At 76.6% G+C, this 15,599-nt stretch carries 16 protein-coding genes; 4 read left to right on the top strand and 12 right to left on the bottom strand.

The window, feature by feature from the left end:
* Window positions 1–5 precede the first annotated feature (5 nt).
* Window positions 6–1,178, top strand: coding sequence for an MFS transporter (locus IE106_RS13040; protein WP_189533305.1), 1,173 nt, complete (start codon window positions 6–8; stop codon window positions 1,176–1,178).
* A gap of 38 nt (window positions 1,179–1,216) precedes the next feature.
* Here the strand turns inward: IE106_RS13040 and IE106_RS13035 are convergent, their stop codons facing one another.
* From IE106_RS13035 to IE106_RS12980, 12 genes are all read right to left on the bottom strand, one after another.
* Window positions 1,217–2,440 carry an MFS transporter gene (locus IE106_RS13035; RefSeq protein WP_189533303.1) on the bottom strand — a complete coding sequence of 408 codons (1,224 nt, stop codon included), beginning with the start codon at window positions 2,438–2,440 and terminating at the stop codon, window positions 1,217–1,219.
* Window positions 2,441–2,476: 36 nt separating this feature from the next.
* The gene (locus IE106_RS13030) at window positions 2,477–3,301 is read right to left on the bottom strand and encodes a class I SAM-dependent methyltransferase (protein ID WP_189533301.1); all 825 of its coding nucleotides are present in this window, start codon (window positions 3,299–3,301) and stop codon (window positions 2,477–2,479) included.
* Window positions 3,298–3,882: a flavoprotein gene (locus IE106_RS13025; RefSeq protein WP_189533299.1), complete on the bottom strand. Its 585-nt coding sequence runs from the start codon at window positions 3,880–3,882 to the stop codon at window positions 3,298–3,300. The genes IE106_RS13030 and IE106_RS13025 overlap by 4 nt, the downstream gene beginning before the upstream one ends.
* A gap of 2 nt (window positions 3,883–3,884) precedes the next feature.
* Entirely contained in the window at window positions 3,885–4,934 is a 1,050-nt protein-coding gene (locus tag IE106_RS13020; protein ID WP_189533297.1) for a hypothetical protein, read from the bottom strand.
* 6 nt (window positions 4,935–4,940) lie between these two features.
* Window positions 4,941–5,990, bottom strand: a complete 1,050-nt coding sequence (locus IE106_RS13015) for a MarR family transcriptional regulator (RefSeq protein WP_189533295.1) — start codon at window positions 5,988–5,990, stop codon at window positions 4,941–4,943.
* Between the two features lies 1 nt (window position 5,991).
* Entirely contained in the window at window positions 5,992–7,440 is a 1,449-nt protein-coding gene (locus tag IE106_RS13010) for a YcaO-like family protein (protein ID WP_189533293.1), read from the bottom strand.
* Window positions 7,437–8,195 (bottom strand): SagB family peptide dehydrogenase, encoded by a 759-nt coding sequence (locus tag IE106_RS13005; protein ID WP_189533291.1) that lies wholly within the window; start codon window positions 8,193–8,195, stop codon window positions 7,437–7,439. Before IE106_RS13005 ends, IE106_RS13010 begins: the two co-directional genes overlap by 4 nt.
* Before the next feature lie 11 nt (window positions 8,196–8,206).
* On the bottom strand, window positions 8,207–9,283 hold the full coding sequence (locus tag IE106_RS13000; protein ID WP_189533289.1) for a SagB/ThcOx family dehydrogenase: 1,077 nt from the start codon (window positions 9,281–9,283) through the stop codon (window positions 8,207–8,209).
* 21 nt (window positions 9,284–9,304) lie between these two features.
* Window positions 9,305–10,393, bottom strand: a complete 1,089-nt coding sequence (locus IE106_RS12995) for a SagB/ThcOx family dehydrogenase (RefSeq protein ID WP_189533287.1) — start codon at window positions 10,391–10,393, stop codon at window positions 9,305–9,307.
* A 4-nt stretch (window positions 10,394–10,397) separates the two neighbouring features.
* On the bottom strand, window positions 10,398–10,994 hold the full coding sequence (locus IE106_RS12990; protein ID WP_189533285.1) for a GNAT family N-acetyltransferase: 597 nt from the start codon (window positions 10,992–10,994) through the stop codon (window positions 10,398–10,400).
* A 79-nt stretch (window positions 10,995–11,073) separates the two neighbouring features.
* Window positions 11,074–11,223, bottom strand: a complete 150-nt coding sequence (locus tag IE106_RS12985; RefSeq protein ID WP_189533283.1) for a hypothetical protein — start codon at window positions 11,221–11,223, stop codon at window positions 11,074–11,076.
* A gap of 361 nt (window positions 11,224–11,584) precedes the next feature.
* Window positions 11,585–12,679, bottom strand: coding sequence for a ParB/RepB/Spo0J family partition protein (locus IE106_RS12980; RefSeq protein ID WP_189534085.1), 1,095 nt, complete (start codon window positions 12,677–12,679; stop codon window positions 11,585–11,587).
* 522 nt (window positions 12,680–13,201) lie between these two features.
* On the opposite strand from IE106_RS12980, the gene IE106_RS12975 reads away from it, so the two are divergent.
* From IE106_RS12975 to IE106_RS12965, 3 genes are all read left to right on the top strand, one after another.
* Window positions 13,202–13,726, top strand: coding sequence for a hypothetical protein (locus IE106_RS12975; RefSeq protein WP_229840365.1), 525 nt, complete (start codon window positions 13,202–13,204; stop codon window positions 13,724–13,726).
* A 139-nt stretch (window positions 13,727–13,865) separates the two neighbouring features.
* Window positions 13,866–14,399, top strand: coding sequence for a hypothetical protein (locus IE106_RS12970; RefSeq protein ID WP_229840363.1), 534 nt, complete (start codon window positions 13,866–13,868; stop codon window positions 14,397–14,399).
* Complete coding sequence (locus tag IE106_RS12965; RefSeq protein WP_189533281.1) at window positions 14,389–15,564, top strand: MAB_1171c family putative transporter; 1,176 nt, start codon at window positions 14,389–14,391, stop codon at window positions 15,562–15,564. Before IE106_RS12970 ends, IE106_RS12965 begins: the two co-directional genes overlap by 11 nt.
* The last annotated feature ends 35 nt before the right edge of the window (window positions 15,565–15,599 follow it).

The following is a 15,599-nucleotide window of genomic DNA, read 5'->3' as shown; positions in this document are numbered from 1 at the left end:
CGCCCGTGGCGTACCGCGGCCTGTTCACCAAGCACGTCTCCCTCTGGGCCGCGGTCGTCACGGCCGGCCGCCTGCCGGTGGCGATGGCGCCGCTCGCGTTCCTCTTCCACGGGCGCGGCACGGACGCCGGGTACGGCGGCGGCGCCGCCATGGCCGCCGCGTACGCCCTCGCGGAGGCGGTGGGCGCCCCGCTCCTCAGCACACGCCTGCGCACCCGGCCGTACCGCCGGGAGATCGCCGCCGGGCTCGGGGTGTCCGCCGCCGCCTTCGCCCTCCTCGCGCTCCTCCCGGCCCCCGGTACCGCGCTCGCCGTGTCCCTGGCCGCGCTCGCCGGCGGTGCCGCGGCCGCCGCGCCCGGTGCGCTGCGCACCATGGTCGAGGACCTCGCCCCCCGGGATCACCTGCACACCGCGCTCAGCCTGGAGTCCACGCTCAACATGGCCGTCTGGGCCGCCTCACCGGCCCTGGTGTCCGCGCTCGCGCTCGGCGTCGCCCCGCAGGCCCCGTTCCTCCTCGCCGCGGTCGCCGCGCTCGCCGCCACCGCCTCGCTGTGGCTGCTGCCCGACAGGACCGGCGCCGCGGACGGCGGGCGGCGCGCCCCCCTCAGGCAGCTCCTGGCGGCCTGGCCCGTCTACCTGACCAGCGCCGCCGCCATGTACCTGCTGGCCGGCGTCGAACTCACGCTGCCCGCGCTGCTCGAACACCGGGACCTGCCCGTCGCCCACAGCGGCCCGATCCTCACCGGCTTCGCCCTCGCGAGCATCCTCGGCGGTCTCGTCTACGGCGCCCGTACCTGGCCCGGCACCGTGGAACGCCAGAGCACCCTCCTGCTCCTCGTCATGATCGCGGGCGTCGCCGCCACCGCGTTCGCCCCCGCGTGGCCCGTGATCGCCGGTCTCCTCGCCCTCACCGGCCTGCTGCAGGCAGCCGTACTGATCACCCGCAACCTCACCCTCCGCGAGCGGCTGCCCGCCGACCTCCACCCCGTCGGTTACTCCGTCCTGTACGCCGGCAGCGGCGTCGGCTACGGCGTCAGCGCCGCCGCCACCGGCGTCCTCCTCGCCTCCGCCACTCCCGTCACCGCCGTCCTCGTCACCACCGGCGCCGCGTTGCTGCTGACCGCGGTGACGTGGCTCGGGCGGAGGGCCCCGCAGCGCGAGCGGTCCGCCCCCGGGTAGCCGGGGGCGGACCGCCGGGGCGCGGCCGCGGCGGCGTCTCAGCCCGCCTCCGCCCCGTTGGTGATCCGGGTGCCCGCCCGCGGCAGTTCCCGGCGCATTCCCGCGCAACACGCGGCGCCCGTCAGGGCGATGGCGCCGAGCACGCCCCACATCAGGGTGTTCCCGGCGCCCAGCAGCCAGGTGTGGAGCGCGGGCGCGAGGGCCCCGGCGGTGGAGGTGGAGAGCTGGAAGGCGGCGAGGTAGCGGCCCCGCAGGGCCTCCGGGGGCGTCTCGGCGGCGAGGGCGTCGAGGACCGGGTCGGCGGTCATCTCGCCCAGCGTGCACACCACGGCGGCCGCCAGGACGAGGACGGCGCCCACCACGGCCCCCGTCGTCCCCGCCGCCCAGAACAGGGCGTACGAGCCGGTCGACAGCACGGCGCCCGCGACGAGGACCCGCGACCGGACGGCGCCCGTCAGGGCGGTGACGACGCGGCCCTGCGCGACGGCGATCAGCAGGGTGTTGACCACCAGGACCGCGCCCGACAGCCAGCCGGGCAGGCCCAGCCGCGTCACCACGTAGACCGGGACGGCCACGGCGAGGGTCATGCCGGCCATCGCGTGGCAGAAGGCGCAGCCCAGCAGCCAGCGGTAGCCCCGGTCGCGCAGGACCGTCCTCCAGCCGCCGCCCCGGGCACGGCGGGGCGGGCCGGCCGCGGCCGGTACCCGTGCCATGGCGCAGAAGGCCACCCCGAAGGACAGGGCGTTCAGCAGCACGACCGCCTGGTGGGCCGCGAAGGTGTCCGCGCCCGCGGCCGCCCCGCCGACGAGGGCGCCGACGGCGAACCCGGCGTTGCGGACCGCCCCGAGGAAGCCGAACCACCTCTCGCGCTCCCCGGGCGGGCTCGCGGCCGCCACCAGAGGGCCGAAGGACGTCCAGAAGCAGGTGCGGCCCACGGCGGCCAGGCCGGTCACCAGCGTCACGCCGGCGAACGAGTCGGCGAAGGGGTGGGCCGCGAACCCGGCGAACTGCAGCACGTTGCCCGCCTGGAGCACCCGCTTGGCCCCGTAGCGGTCCACGCACTGCCCGGCGAGCGCCGTCATCGGCAGCGCGACCAGGGAGGCGACCGTCAGGGCCAGGCCCACCTCGACCAGCGGCAGCCGGGTGCCGCGCAGGAAGTACAGCAGGGACACCGGGATCCAGGTCCCGGTCCCCAGGGTGTCGATGGCCACCGCGAGCACGAGCCGCCGGTGGGCTCCCGTCACGGGGAGGGCAGAGCGCATGGGACCGTCCTCACGAGGGTGGGGCGGGCGGCGGGATCAGCCGAACCCGTAGAGGTTGAGGCGGTACGCCCGCACCCGTCCGGGGCTCCGTGCCCCGTACGCGGCGAGGGCCCGGCGGTGCTCCGGGCGGAGCCGGCCGGCGACGGAGGGCGGCAGCCGCCCGAAGTCGACGGAGCACCGCAGCACCACACCGGGGTGCCACCGCTGCGCCGCGCGCGGATCGTCCGTGGACCAGCGCATGCGCGCCGACAGCCGGCCCAGCACCGCCGGGTCGTCCTGCTCCGCGAGGAGTTCGCGTCCGACCGTGTCCACGGCGAGCACGCTGCCCGGGAGCCGGTCGCCGGCCAGCGCGAAGACCCGCCGCACGCCGTCCTCCGGCAGGTAGGCGAGGACGGCCTCGGCGATGAGCAGGTACGGCGGCGGCAGGCGCAGCACGTGCTCCGTCCACGCGGGGTCCGTCACCGAGGCCGCGACGGCCCGGCGGCGCTCGCCGTCGGGGAAGAACGCGCCGCGCAGGTCGACGACGTCGGGCAGGTCCACGTCGAGCCACCGCACCCGCCCGTCGTCCACCCGCTCGAAGCGCGTGCTGAGCCCCGCGCCGAGCTCCACCACCGTGCCGCCCGGCGACCGCTCCATGAACTCCCTGGTCCAGGCGTCGAAGACGAGCGTGCGCAGGACCGTGCCGAAGAGGTTCCCGGTGCCGGCCAGCCGCCCGAAGTCGTAATCGAGGGAGTCGACGACGGCCACCGCGTGCGGGTCGTCCAGCAGGCCGTCGCCGGTGCGTGCCGCGGCCGCGCGGGCGTACAGCGGGACGAGGAGCGACTCCTGGACGGCACCCAGCCGGGGCACTGTCTTCCTCACCGGGGCCCCTCCGCGTCCGCGGCGGTGACGCGGGCGAGCGTCGCGAGGACGCTGTCGACGGAGGGCATCGCGCCGCTCTCCCGCGTCCCGCTGTGCGCCGACACGCCGCTGCCCGTGGCCACCACGTGGACACCGTCCTCGCGCAGGGTCCGCAGGTTCCGCAGGGTCGCGGGCCGTTCCGCCAGCGGGCCGAGGGAGGGGGCGACGACGACGGGCGCCGTGGTGAACGCCGTGGTGGCGAGGGCGAGGGAGTCGGTGATGCCGTGCGCGTACTTGGCGATCCAGTTGGCGGTGGCGGGCACGACGAGGACGGCCTCCGCCCACGCGGCGGCCTCGCGGTGGTCGACCCGTCCCGTCGCCGGCCGCCAGTCGGGGCCCAGTACGGGGTTGCCGCTGGTCGCCGCCAGCGCGTCGGCGGACACGAGGCGCGTCGCGGCGTGCGTGACGCACACGCGGACGTCCCAGCCGTACCACTCGCGCAGGCACAGGATCCAGCTCGGTACGAAGGCCGCGGGCAGGGCGCCCGTCACCACGATCAGCACCCGGCCGTGCCGCAGGGGGATGTCGGGTCGTCGTGCCATGGTCACCACTCCTCTTCCCCGGCGGGCCCCTCCGGGCCGCCGGCCGTAGCCGGGTGCGCGCCCCGGGACGCCGCTTCCTCCAGCCACGCGCCGAAGCCCTCCGCCCCGCCCGCCGCGCCGATCACGCGCACCGCGTCCCTGAGCAGCCTCCGCGCCCCGCCGCGCCACCGGTCGGAGTCGGCCCGCGACGGCTCCTCCCCCGCGTACGACCGCCACGCGGCCATCGTCGCCTCGGCCGCACGGCCGGGGGGCGGGCACGGCGGGGCGCCGGGCGGGCCGTGGCGGGCGGGCGGGTCGTGGCGGGCGGGCGGGGAGGGAGGCGGGCCGTCGGCCCGGCACGTCGACAGGTACAGCCAGCCCGCCAGGAGTCCGGTCAGTACCGCCGCGGCGTTCCGGTCCTCGGCGGTCCCGCCGCGGGAGGCGGTCCTGGTGGGGTGCAGCGACCCCTCCCGGCCGAGGAAGGCCGCCAGCGCGACCCACCGCGCCCGGGCCCGCGCGTCCGGTCCGCCGGCCCGCGCGCCCGGGTCCGCGACGAGCACCTCCGTGCCCGGGCAGCACAGGCAGCCCGGGCCGCTCCCGCACGGCGAGACGCCCAGTCTCCCCAGCGGGTGGACGAGATCCCCGGGTCGGGGATGGCGCAGCAGCCGCGCCACCGTCACCAGGGACGCGGCCGGTTCGCCGGCGTAGCCGTAGAGCCGGCCGGTCGCCGACGGGACGTGGCGGCGCGCCCAGGCGACCTGGCGTGCGCCCTCCGTCCACGGTTCGGTCCACAGCAGCCGCGGCAGCGGCGCGCCGGAGGGGTCCGGCACCGCCACGACCCACGGCCGCGCCGAGGTCCGCACGACGCGGAACCCGTCGTCCCACACGGGGTGCCAGCGGCCCGAGCGCAGGGCCTCCCGCAGCGCGTGCAGGGTGCTGCCGCGCAGCGCGGGACCGGCCACCCGGGCCAGCCGGGTCACGGCCGCGTCCGCGGCGGGCCCGCCCGCGCGGACGGCCCGCTCCGCGCGTTCCAGCTCCGCCGCCGTCCCGGCGGCGCGAGTCGGTGCGCTCATCCCCGCTCAGCTCCCCTCGTCCACGGCGGTACGCAGGACCCGGGCGGCCAGCACCGGGCCGGCCGCGCCGGCCTCGCCGCCGCCGAGGGGTCCCCTCGCGGGCACCGGGACGTCGTTCACGGCGGCGCCGTGCCACTCGGCCGCGCCGCGCAGTGCCTCCAGCAGATGGCCGAGGTCGAGGAAGACGGTCGGGTAGGCGGCCCCGGTGCGGTAGCGCCACTGGACGCGGCGGATCGCCAGGTGCACCGCGATCACGGCGTCGCCGGGGCGCAGGGCGGCCGCCGCCGCGAGCCGGCGGACCGGGCCGGCGACGTCCGGCCGGTCGCCGTCGGCGAGCCCGGCCAGGGCGTGGGCGTCGGGGTCGTACGCGTGGACCGTGGTGGAGCCGTCGGCCCAGCGGCAGCCGACGGACAGGTCGAAGGGGTGCGCCGCCCCGTGGGACGGCGGCACCCGCCTGCTGCGCGGCAGGGGGCCGATGGCGGCGTCGTCGATCACCGCGTGGCTCAGGTACAGCACCCCGCCGAGCACCCGCAGCGGGTGGCCCCCGGGGTCGGCCACCGGGTGGGGCAGGTGGACGCGCGGCGCGTGCTCCGACAGGTCGGGAAGGGCGGGCGGGGGAGGGTCGCCGTCCGCGTACGAGGTCATGAGCGCGATGTCGTCGTCGACGAGGGCGGGGTTCCGGTAGTCGGCCGGGGGCGCCAGGTTCGCCAGGGCCCAGTCGTGCAGCGCGGGCGCGTCCCGCGGGGGCGGGTCATCGGGGGCCTCCCGGCGGAGGAGCCCGGCCCTCTCCAGGGAGGTGAGGCAGCCGGCGACCGCGTGCGCCGGGACGCCCGCCTCCTGCGCCAGCAGGCGCAGTTCCCCCGGGGTGCGGCCGGGCCGCCGGGCCAGGGCGCCGAGCAGCCGCCACACGGCCGGGTCCCCGAGGGCGACGCCGCGGGCCCCGCCGCGTCCGGGCACGTCGAGGAGCCAGCGGCCCCGCCAGTGGACCAGGCCGGCGGAGCCCGCCGGTGCCCACCGCTCCTCCACCGGGCCGGACGGCCGTGTGGTCGTCTCCATGTCACACCCCCAGGAAGTCGGGACGTACGCCGCCGGTGACGGACCGGCAGGCGGCGGTGAGGCGGGGCAGGCCCGGGCACACCACGCGCACGACGTGCAGCCCCAGCGCGTCGGTGAGCGGATCGCCGCAGTCGGTGTACGCGGCGGGCGCCCCGAGCGCGTCCAGCACGGAGGCCACCGGGCGCGGCGGGGCGGGTTCCGGCCGGGCGCGGCCGCCGCCCGGGGCGGCGGGGCCGTGGGGCTCCGGCCGTTCGGCGCCCGCGCCGCCGCCGAGGGCGGGGCCGGTGCCGGGCGGCGTCGCGGCGGGCCCGTCCGCTGCGCAGGAGCCGTCGGCCGGGAAGGCCCGGCGGAAGCGGTCGCCGTAGTCGCCGGGCACCTCGGTGTGCCCGGTGGCGGGGCCGAACCGCGCCCCGCCCGTCCGGGTCAGCGAGATCCCGGGCGCCGTGTGCATCTGGTACGCCTCGCGGCACGCCGACCGCACGGCGGCCTCGACGTCCGTGGCGGCGCCGCTGCCGAAGGCGGCCCGCGCCGTCCCGCCGTCCCCGGGGGTCAGGACGAGGCAGCCCGCCACGTGCCAGTCGCCCCGGCGGACGTGCCACACGTCGACACGGGCGCCGCGGAGCACCTGGGTGCCGTCGAGCAGCCACGCGAGGGCGGCGGCGCCGTGCCGGGCGCACCGGCGGCTTCCGGGGGAGGTCCACCACGCGTGCAGCGCGGCCCGCTCCAGGTGCTCGCGGGCGCCCCGGAGAAGGGCCTCGTCCTTGTCCGGGTGCGCGGCCATGCCCGTGGAGTCCGTGCGGACGTCCGGGGCCGGGCCGCGGCGCTGGGAGTCGACCACGGTGTGTTCGAGGGGGACCCAGGAGGCCCGCGCGTCCCGGACGTCGCGGGCCGACACCCACCAGCGCGGCCGGTCGTCGTCCCCGGAGCCGTGGGAGCGCCGCGGGGCGCCGCCGGGGTGCCGGGTGAAGCGCAGGCGCTCGCGCGGGCGCCGCAGGGTGCAGCGGCGTTCCAGGGCCTCCACCCAGCCGACGGCCAGGGCCGTCTCGGGGTCCTCGGCGATGCCGCCGCCGACCACGGCGGGGTGCGCCCGGGTGCCCGCCGGCACCGTCATGACCACGTCGGACGACCACAGCCGCAGCCCGGCGTCGTACACGACCCGCTGGCCGAGCAGCGGCCCGTGCGGCGGCGGGGTGCCGGTGCCGCCGGCGGCGTCCGTGCCGGGCCGGGCCGGCACGGGCCGGTGGGCGGTGCCCGCGTGGCGGGGGCACCACGGGTGCAGGACGGCCCGGTGCCGCGGCCCGGTGCCGCGGTCCGCGCCGGGTCCCGGGAGGTGCGCGCGCTCCCCCTCCCACAGGGCGGCGCAGGTCGGGCACGTCGAGACGGGCAGGTGGAGCCGCGGCGGTGGAGCGGCGGCGGTGCGGGTCCGGTCCGGGCGGCTGGTCACCGTCATGGCAGCACCACCCCGTACACGGGGAGCAGCAGCGGCCGGTCCGGGTGCAGCAGCCGCGCCGCGCGGTCGTCGAGGAAGCCGCCCACCGGGCAGTTCGCGATTCCCAGCAGGTGCAGGGCCAGGGTGAGGTTCTGCCCCATGTGCCCGGCCTCCAGCAGCGCGTACCGGTATCCGCGCTCCCCGTAGCGCGCCCCGTAGACCTCCAGGTCGGCGGTGAGCATCAGCACCGCCTGGACCTGTGACGGGCGGATCACGGTGGTGCGCAGGAGGCCCGGCACGTCGGCGTCGGCGTCCGGTCGCCGGGGCGCGAGGGCGCCGGTGGCGGGGTCCCACGGGTGGACGCCGCGCGCCAGCCCGGCGACGTCCTGGACGACGGCGTGCAGGGACACCGCGTAGCAGCCGCCGGCGCTCGGGTACGGGTACCGGCCGGTGGCGGGGTCCGGTGCGAGGGCGGCGCCCAGGGCGCGGGTGAGGGACCGCGCGCTCAGCCTCCCCGTCCTCGTCCTGCGGGAGCGCCGCCCGGCGACCAGGCGGACGAGCTCCTCGGGTCCGCCGTGTCGGGGGGCGCCGTCGGCCCCGGGGGGAGGGGCGTCGGCGTCGTCCGGTGCGCCGCCCGTCCCGGAGCCGGGGAGGAGGCCGGCCGGCGCCGGTTCGGGGAAGTTCCCGTAGGTGCTGTGCCGGTGGAAGCCCAGGGCCGCCTGGACGAACCACTCCGCCGGCGGATCGGCGTCGTCGAGCCGCTGCGCCGCGCTCATCGGACCGCCCCTCACCCGGCCGCGACCAGGTAGACGCCCGACTCCTCGAACCGCCGCGTGCCGATCAGGGCGTCCGTCTCCTCCGGGAGGTGGGCGGGCGTGGGGAAGGTCGTGAACCCCAGGGCCGTCAGCGCCACCAGGTAGCGCTGCGCGAACTGGCCGAGGATCGTCATGACGGTCCGGTACGCCCGCGAGTCGTGCGCGTACCGGAACATGTGGCGCTCCCACACCACGGACAGCAGCAGCGCGCAGGAGCCCCCGGCCGCCCTCTCCTGACCGGTGAACGCGGTCCGGACCTGCTCCCTGAGGTCGCCCCGCCGCACGAGCGAGAGCCGGTGGCCGGCCGGGTCGTAGTGGTAGAGCCCGGGTTCCACGCCGTCGACGTCGAAGGCCGCGAAATACGTCTCGATGTCCCCGTAGGTGTTCTCCAGGAGGACCGAGGGGCGGGTGGTGTACTCCCGCTCCGCGCGCCTGCGCATCTCCACGAGCGGGCGGTTGACGTCGCGCAGCAGCCGGCTCACGCGGGGGGCCGTCATGGGCACGCCGGTCCAGGGGACGTGGGTGCGGCGCGCCAGCAGCACCTCCCCCAGGTCGCGGTCCGGGTAGTCGGCCGGTTCGGGCAGGGCGACGTGGTGGTCGGTGTCCACGTGCTTCCAGAAGGACGGCGGCCCGTGGCGGTCGACGCGCTCCCGGAGCACCGCGTCGGGGTCGCTCGGCCGGGCGGCGTCCACGACGTCGCCGTACGGTTGCCCCTCCGTCCGGCAGTGCAGGATGAGGGCGTCGAGCCACCCGTACTTCCGCCAGCGCTCCGCCTCGTCGAGGAGGGGGTGCTCGAAGGACGACTCCCGCAGCACGCCGGACGTGATGAGCCGGGCCACCACCGCCCGGCACCGCTCCCGGTCCCATCCCGTGGCGTCCGCGCAGAGCCCGGCCAGGGCGTCCTCGTCCCGCGGCTCCGTGAGCCCGCCGAGGAACGCGAGGAGGCGCGTGTCGGGCAGCCGGACGGAGGTGCCCTCCAGCAGGAGGTCGCACACGAGCGGTTCCTCGATCCGGACCCTCATCAATTCATTGAGGGTGTACGACGCCATGACTTCCACCTTTCTCTCTTCCTAAGCGAGCGCCATGAAAGCCAGAGCGGGATTGAGCAGCCGGTCGTTGCCCAGTGCCTGGGCCACCGCCGCCTCGTTCACGGAGAAGGCGCGCAGGGTGCGCCATCCCATTCCCGCGGCCACCATCGCCATCGTTTCCAGGACGTGTCCGGCGTCGTAGTGGAGAACCCGGTACGAATGGCTCTCCCGATACCTGTACATACTGAGTTCGGCGCGGCTGGTGAGGACCAGGACGGCCGAGGGGCGCGCCATGTCCCAGCGGGACACGCCGACGACCTTCTTCTCGACCCATTCCGGATCGATCCCGTCCGCGATGCACTCCAGGGCGTGTTCCTTGACGGAGTAGTGGTACATCCCGTTGTCGAGGCCCTCGATGTCCAGGGCCAGGACGTACGCCTCGGTGGGGTGCCGGCTGCCGCCCGACGGGCTGGCCTTGCGGATGTGCTCCCCGGTGACGGGCAGCCTCTTGGTGCCGACCTTGCCGGCTCCGAACCACAGGACCTGCACGAGGTCCTGGAGGGTGCGCGGCGACGGCGCGCCGGACGTGGGGCGTCCCGGGGGATCCAGGACGTCGGCGATCGGGACGCCCACGGCCGTGCGGGGTGGGGGGAGGGGGACGAGGCGGTCGGCCACCGGCGGCATGTGGAGGGGCGGCGGTTCCTCCTCGCGGGTGTACTCCCGCATCAGCGCCACGTCGTGGCGCTGGCCGTCCTGGTGGCCGTAGTCGACCCGGGGGATGGCGTCGGTGGCCGCCTGGTAGCTGAACGCGTCGGCCCAGCCGTACGCGTGCCACCGCTCGCGTCCGGCGAACAGGTCCCGCTGCCCGGGGTCGTCGGCGACGAGCACGCCGAGGTCCAGCAGGCGGTCGATCTCGCGCTCGGCGGCCTCGCGGGACACACCGGTGCGCCCGGCGATCCGGCCGGCCGCGTCGTCCCGCGGCGTCCACTGCCGCAGGCCGGTCAGCAGGGTGAGCAGGTGCTCGTCCCGCAGGAGTCGCACGCTGTACGAGCGCAGCCCGCAGGGGCTGTGCACGTAGGACCGCTCGCCCACCCGCCGTAACTGGAGGTCCATCGCACAGCGGACGCGCACCGCGTCACCGTCCTTTCGTCCGGAAGTCGGGCCCTGTCCCCGCCGCCGTGCGGCGCGCCCGCGGCTCGGACAGGAGGTAGCGGATCTCCATCGCACCGGGTTCGGACCCGGAGGGCGCGGCCGCGGGGTCGGGCCGCCAGCCGCCCTTCTCGTAGAAGGCGCGGCCCCGTTCGTTGCGCTCCAGCACCCACAGGTACGCGGTCCGCGTGCCCTTCCCGGCCCACACGGAGAGGGTGGAGCGCATCAGTTCGCGCCCCACGCCCCGGTCCCAGCGCTCCGGCCGGGCGTAGAAGGCGTAGAGCTCCTCGGTGTCCGGCCGCTGCCGGAGGTCGTCGTCGCGGGCCGGCCCGAAGGCGGAGAAACCCGCGACCCCCTCCCCGTCGTCGTGGACGAGCACATGGGCGGACGCCTCGTCCGCCGCCGCGATCTGCGTGCGCCAGAAGCCGGCGAGCGCGGTGGTGTCCAGGCCGTCGAGCTCCGCGGCCGGGAGGATGCCCGCGTAGGCCGCGCGCCACGCGGCCGCCTGGACCTCCGCGATGGGGCCGGCGTCGTCCTCCCGGGCCCGGCGGGTGACCGCGGAAACCGAGTCGTGCAGGTTCATGTGCCGTTGCGTCCCTTTCGTACGGGGGTGGGCCCGGGGGCCCGACGCGGCTCGCCGCGCCGGGCCCCCGGAGTCGTGTTCAGCAGATGCAGCCCTGCTTCAGGAGCGTGGGAAGCATCTCGACTTCCTCGATCTCGATCTCGAAGACCGCGGCGTCGGCGCGCTCCACGTCGACCTCGCGCATCGCGTTGATCTGAGTCGTCGAGGGGTCGGCGAACTGGGAATTCATGGGAACTCCTTTCTCGGTTCGATCAGGACGACTTCAGGTTATGGAGCGAGGTTCGGGGCGACAAGGGAGTGAAATTGCCCGCCCGGGTCGGCATTCCCTTCGGCTGCGTTCCGCATTTCCGCTCCCGGCTGCCCGGACGGGGCGTGCCGGTGAAATGACAGGGCGCCCGCATTCCCTCGCGTGAGGAATGCGGGCGGCCGCCGTGCCGGTGTGACGGGCCGCGGCCGTGGGGCCGCGGGCGCGGGTGCGGGCAGGGGTTCGGGGGCGGGCAGGGGTTCGGGGGCGGGCAGGGGTTCGGGTACGGACGCGGGTGCGGCGTCGGCGACGCCGTGCGGGCGGGGGTGGGCGCGGCGTGCCGCGGTCACTCCGCCGCGGCGGCGCACTCCTCGAGCCGATGGGCGATCCGGTGCCAGTTCCGGGCGCACTCGCGCGCCAGTTGGGCCACCTGACCGGTGCGGTGCGGCGGCACGCGGGCCACCACCTCCGCGCAGTCCGCCGGCCTCACGACGTGCGTGCCCAGCCAGGACAGCAGCGACCGGCCCGATCCGCTGAGCCGGATCGACGGGTCCTTCCTCAGCTGCTCCACGATCGCCCCGGACCCGCCGGCCGGATCCGGGGCGTCCTTGCCGGGGGCGCCCCTGCCCGGAGCGCCCCCGTACGACGCGTCCTTGTCCGGCCCGCCCTTGTCCGGCGCGCCCTCGTACGACGCGGGGGGACCGGCCGGTACGGGCCCGGAGCCGCCGGCGCTCCGCACGGCGCGCCGGCGCGGCGGCACCGGGTCCTCCCCGCGGCGCATGCGTATGCGCACGTCCCGCGCGGTGGCGGGCGAGATGCCCGCGAGCCGGGCCACTTCCCGCAGCGTCGCGTCGGGCCGTTCCGCGAACAGCCGGCCGGCCAGGGCTCTGCGCCGCGCGCCGTCGGTCGGCCGGAGCCGGCCGTCGCGGCCCAGCCGGGCGTCCGGCGGCGGGGTACCGGCCTCCGGGGTCTGCGACCTCGCTTCCGGTGCGGTGTGCAACTGCGAGGGGCGCGCAGTTGAACGCTTGCGCACCGCGGCCACGGTGTGCTCGGACAGCCCCGTCTCGGCGGCGATGGCCCGGTCGGACCAGTGCGGGTGGGAGGCGACGATGCGGGCGGCGGCGCTGGTGCGGTCGGCCAGCGTCAGCGGCAGCCCGTGGGCGATGTTCGCGCGCACCGCCAGGACGAACGCGTCCTTCTCGTCACCGTCGAACATGCGGGCGCGCACGTGCGTGTCACCGCGGAGCCTCGCGGCGTGCACCCGGTGGGCGCCGTCGATGACCCGCATCGTGGCCCGGTGGACGACGATGGGCGGAAGCGGGTCGCGCGAGGCGCTGAGCATGCGGGCGTGCTCGTCGTTCCGGCCGGACAGACGCGGGGACCCCACGGTCCGCAGAGCGTCCAGGGGCAGCGTCTGTGTCGGTAAGTGCTCGATCTCCATCACGTTGTCGGACGTACCTTCCTGCGAGGTCGAACGGGTGCGGCTCGGCCGCGACTCGCATTCCCCACCGTGTCCGGCGCCGGCGCGTACGGCCGCGCCCGCGGTGTTCCGGCAGCCCCGTCCCTGACGGCGGGGGCGGACCGCGGCGCCGCACGGGGTACGGCCGGGAGCCTGTGGACACGGGCGCGGAGCCTGCGGCCTGTCGCGGTACCGGAGAGTGGTGCGCACGGTGACTGCGGTGCGTGAGCGTCGCATAGCGGACAAGGGACGGTCAACCCGTCCGCTGGAACGGATGGCCGGAATGCGCCAACCCCACGACGCGGTCGCATTTTCAACCAACTGCGCTGGTCACACCGCCTGTTCGGGTGGTGAAACGAAACGATCAGGCCATCGCGGGGCGCGTGTCTCCGCTCACCCTTGTCAACTACAGCGGACGCCTGTTTCGATGGCCGCGGCCGGTCGCCGTCCCCCGGGGACGGTGCGCCGCCCCCGCTTCCGCCACCTCTCCCTCCAGGACCTCCCATGGGACCCAGCGAACCCGAGCCCCCCGCCGCCGGCGAGTCCCCCGCCCCCGGAAGGCCGTTGCTGCGAAAACTCCAGCAGCGGCTCAACGAGCTCCTCGATGCCCACTACCCGGACGAGCGCAGGCGTCCCGGCTACGCCCGGCTGGCCAAGGAGATCCGCGACGTGACCGGGGGCACCATCTCGGGGACGTACCTGTGGGAACTCGCCACCGGCAAGAAGCGGAACGTCACCCTGGAGCAACTGGACATCCTGGCCTCGTTCTTCGGGGTTCCCCCCGAGTACTTCCTCAACGACGACGTGGCCGAGCGGGTCAACACGCAGCTCGCCCTCGCGTCGGCGCTGCGCGACGCGCGGGTGCGGAACCTGGCCATGCGCGCGGAGGGCCTGTCGCCCGCGAGTCTCGACGCCCTGCTCGCCATGGTCGACGAGGCCCGGAGGATCCAGCAGTTGTCGTCCCCGGCCTCCGGGCGGGACCCGGGCGCGGGGGACGCGGACGACCCGGGGGCCGGCACGACGTCCTGAACCGTCGCCGAGGCCCGCGACGTCGACCACCGTCGCGGGCGGCAGCCCCGCGTTCCGGGGCCCGCAGTGGGGAGTAGCGATGCCCTCCGACACCCACACGTACCGACGCTGCCCGGGACGGGGCAGAGGGGGAACACACATGCTGCACGGGGACATGGCCTTGCGCCGGCGATGTCGGGCCGTTCTGCGCGGCTTCCACATCCCCCAGCCGTTTTCGGTCGAGGCCCTGTGCCGGCGGCTGGGAGAGGAGCGGCGGCGGCCCATCCACCTGCACGCCCTGCCCCTGCAGGCGGCCAGGGCGGGCACCTGCGGCCTGTGGCTGTCCACCGCGACGGACGACCACATCTTCTACGAGCAGCGGACCACCCGTGTGCACCAGGACCACATCGTGCTGCACGAGATCGGCCACATGCTGTTCGACCACCACGCCCTCGACGAGGACGACTCCTGGATCGCGGCCCTCCTCACCGATCTCGACCCCCGGGCGGTCCGCCGCATGCTCGCCCGCTCCGACTACTCCACCCGCCAGGAACGCGAAGCCGAGATGATGGCCAGTCTCATCCGTACCGACCTGCCGTCGTCGGCCGCCGCCGCACCGGCCTCCGGCCAGGCGACCGGCGTGCTGGCGCGGCTGCGGGACGGGCTCGGCTTCGGTGGGTGCGATGAGGACTGACACGGCGGCCTTCGCGGCGTGGCTGTCGGTCGTCAGCACGGTGGCGCTGTGGAGCGCGGTGCTGCTGCGTGCCTCGTCCGCGCTGCGCTCGCCCAACCAGCGCGGCCTGTGGCTGGCCGTCGCCACGGCCGCGACCGCCATGACGCTGCACCTGCCCGCCGTCCACCGGCGCGTCGCGTGCGGCGGGGACCACGTGTACGACGTCGCACTGGCCAAGAACCTCATCGGCGTCGTGTCGGCCGCCGCCGTCCTCCACTTCGTCACCATGGCCACCGCGAGCCGGCGGCTCCGGTACGGCCTGCACGCCGTCACGGCCGTCGTCCTGGGTTCCCTGGTCCTGCTCCACGCCGTCGCGCCCGCCCACGAGGCGCACACCATCCGCGGCGCGGGCGCCGCCGCCCCGTCGGTCCCCTACTGGCTGGTCCTGATCGGGGCGCACCTGCTGACCAACGCGGTGTGCGTCGCGGTGTGCTGGCGGTACGGGGCGCGGGCGGAGAGCCCGCTGCTGCGCTCGGCGCTGTGGCTGTTCGGTCTGGGCACGGCGGTCGCGGGCCTGTACTGGGCCGGGCACCTGGTCCGCCTCCTGTCCGGCGCGACGTGGGTCTCTCCGCTCCTCGCGCCGGCCATGGGCGTCCACGGGCTGCTCCGGGCGGCCGCCCTCCTGGTCCCGGCGATCCCCGCCGTGCGCCGGGCCGGTACGGACATCGCCACCATCTGGCGTCTCACGCCGCTGTGGCGGGAGCTGGTCGAAGCGGTGCCCACGGTCGCGCTGTCCCGCCCCCGGGCCAGGTCGCTGGACGTCCTGTGGCCCCTCGCCCCGTGGCGGCTGCTCGCCTACCGCAGGGTCATCGAGACGCGGGACGCGATCCTCGTGCTGCACGGCCACGTCGACCCGGGCACCGCCGAGGCCGCACGGGCGCACGCCGCCGGGCACCTGCCGGAGAGCGGACGGGAGGCCTTCGTCCTGGCCTGCCTGCTGCGGGCCGCGCGGGCCGCCAGACTCGCGGGACGGAGCGAGGCGTCACCCCCGCGGGAGCCGTCCGGCGGCGCCCCCCGGGACCTGCCGGACGAGCGGAGGTTCCTGCTCCAGGTGGCCGAGGCGTACCGGTCGCCGGCAGCCGCCCGCTTCGCCCGGACGCCGGACCGGGCCGCCGCCTCGCCCTGAGCACCGCCGGGCCGCCCGGCCGCCCGGCCCCACGG

The organism is Streptomyces roseolilacinus, from assembly GCF_014649335.1.
Taxonomy (GTDB): Bacteria; Actinomycetota; Actinomycetes; order Streptomycetales; family Streptomycetaceae; genus Streptomyces; species Streptomyces roseolilacinus.
The sequence above is the reverse complement of the archived record's forward strand: the minus strand, read 5'-3'. Positions and strand labels throughout refer to the sequence as shown.

Bases quoted from the DNA above. Each gene is read 5' to 3' on its own strand.
- IE106_RS13035 (WP_189533303.1), bottom strand. From the start codon at position 2,440: ATGCGCTCTGCCCTCCCCGTGACGGGAGCCCACCGGCGGCTCGTGCTC.
- IE106_RS13025 (WP_189533299.1), bottom strand. From the start codon at position 3,882: ATGGCACGACGACCCGACATCCCCCTGCGGCACGGCCGGGTGCTGATC.
- IE106_RS13020 (WP_189533297.1), bottom strand. From the start codon at position 4,934: ATGAGCGCACCGACTCGCGCCGCCGGGACGGCGGCGGAGCTGGAACGC.
- IE106_RS13015 (WP_189533295.1), bottom strand. From the start codon at position 5,990: ATGGAGACGACCACACGGCCGTCCGGCCCGGTGGAGGAGCGGTGGGCA.
- IE106_RS13010 (WP_189533293.1), bottom strand. From the start codon at position 7,440: ATGACGGTGACCAGCCGCCCGGACCGGACCCGCACCGCCGCCGCTCCA.
- IE106_RS13005 (WP_189533291.1), bottom strand. From the start codon at position 8,195: ATGAGCGCGGCGCAGCGGCTCGACGACGCCGATCCGCCGGCGGAGTGG.
- IE106_RS13000 (WP_189533289.1), bottom strand. From the start codon at position 9,283: ATGGCGTCGTACACCCTCAATGAATTGATGAGGGTCCGGATCGAGGAA.
- IE106_RS12990 (WP_189533285.1), bottom strand. From the start codon at position 10,994: ATGAACCTGCACGACTCGGTTTCCGCGGTCACCCGCCGGGCCCGGGAG.
- IE106_RS12985 (WP_189533283.1), bottom strand. From the start codon at position 11,223: ATGAATTCCCAGTTCGCCGACCCCTCGACGACTCAGATCAACGCGATG.
- IE106_RS12980 (WP_189534085.1), bottom strand. From the start codon at position 12,679: ATGGAGATCGAGCACTTACCGACACAGACGCTGCCCCTGGACGCTCTG.
- IE106_RS12975 (WP_229840365.1), top strand. From the start codon at position 13,202: ATGGGACCCAGCGAACCCGAGCCCCCCGCCGCCGGCGAGTCCCCCGCC.
- IE106_RS12970 (WP_229840363.1), top strand. From the start codon at position 13,866: ATGCTGCACGGGGACATGGCCTTGCGCCGGCGATGTCGGGCCGTTCTG.
- IE106_RS12965 (WP_189533281.1), top strand. From the start codon at position 14,389: ATGAGGACTGACACGGCGGCCTTCGCGGCGTGGCTGTCGGTCGTCAGC.